The organism is Streptomyces sp. NRRL F-5727, assembly GCF_000719555.1.
Taxonomy (GTDB): Bacteria; Actinomycetota; Actinomycetes; order Streptomycetales; family Streptomycetaceae; genus Streptomyces.
Map to the genome: position 1 here is coordinate 1 of NZ_JOGX01000140.1, position 1,130 is coordinate 1,130.

Genomic DNA, 1,130 nt, shown 5'->3' on the forward strand with positions numbered 1-1,130 from the left:
AGTCCTCGTACTGGACGTACTCGGGCTTTCACCCGGTGCGGCGAGAGCGCGTGCATGGCGTCGCGGGGCAGGCGGGAGTTTGACGACAGGGCCTAGCCCTCGTCTGCGGGCCGCACGGGCTTCACGGAATCCGCGGGCTTCGTCAGCAGGATCTCGCGGGCCTGTTCCGCGGCGCGGACGATGCCCTCGCTGACGAAGTCCATGAAGCGGGCGACGTTCTCCAGGCGGGCGGCGGCCGGGGTGCCGGGGCCGAGGACGGCGACACCCTGCCGGGCGATCTCGACCATCTGCTCGTTGGCCTTGGCGGCGGCGATCATCGACTGGTACCAGAGCTCGTCGTCGACGATGTACCGCTCGCGGCGGCGGTCGTCGCGCTCGCGGCGGATGAGGCTCTGGCTCTCCAGGAAGGCGACGGCCTTGGAGATGGAACCGGCGCTGACCTGGAGCCGGTCACCGAGTTCGCCGGCGGTGAGGCTGCCGGCGTCGGTGGCGTAGAGGGCGGCGAGGACGCGGGCGGTCATGCGGGGCAGACCGCTCTGCATGAAGACGGTGGCGAACGCCTCCTCGTAGTCGCGCACGGCCGTCGCGTCGCGCCCGTCGGCCCGCGCGGCGGGCGGGGCGTCGCCGCCGCCGGGCCGGCGCCGGCGGGCGCGGGTCTCGGTGGCGCGGTGGGCCAGGTCGGGGCGGTAGGCCGTGGGTCCGCCGTTGCGCATGACCTCGCGCGTGACGGTGGAGGTGGGGCGGTCGAGACGCCTGGCGATCTCCGCGTAGGCGAGCCCGTCGCCCAGCCCCAGCGCGATCTGCTGACGTTCCTGCTGGGTGAGTCTGCCTCCCGGCATCGCGATCTCCCTTCGTACGTACCGGCTACGGCGCGAGCATAGCGTTCATCGCCCCTCCATTGCAACGTGGAGGCATATGCCGTTGCATCAATTCAGCCCTCATTGCAATGAAATCTAGGCTTTGAGCTGCGCGAATGTCATTCCAGTGCAACGCATGTGTTGCCACACCCTGGAAAGCAACGTAGCTTTTCCCATGTCGGAAACACCGACCGCGACTCCACAGGAGAAACCAGCCATGCAGACCTTCGCCACCACCGCCCCCATCACCACCGTCGTCGACGTCCCCGCCGG

Annotated in this window: 1 protein-coding gene; it reads right to left on the minus strand. The window is 69.6% G+C overall.

Annotation, left to right across the window (positions count from 1 at the left end; genetic code table 11):
* Positions 1-92 precede the first annotated feature (92 nt).
* Positions 93-839, minus strand: a complete 747-nt coding sequence (locus IF73_RS0137020; RefSeq protein WP_031015907.1) for a GbsR/MarR family transcriptional regulator — start codon at positions 837-839, stop codon at positions 93-95.
* Positions 840-1,130: the final 291 nt, after the last annotated feature.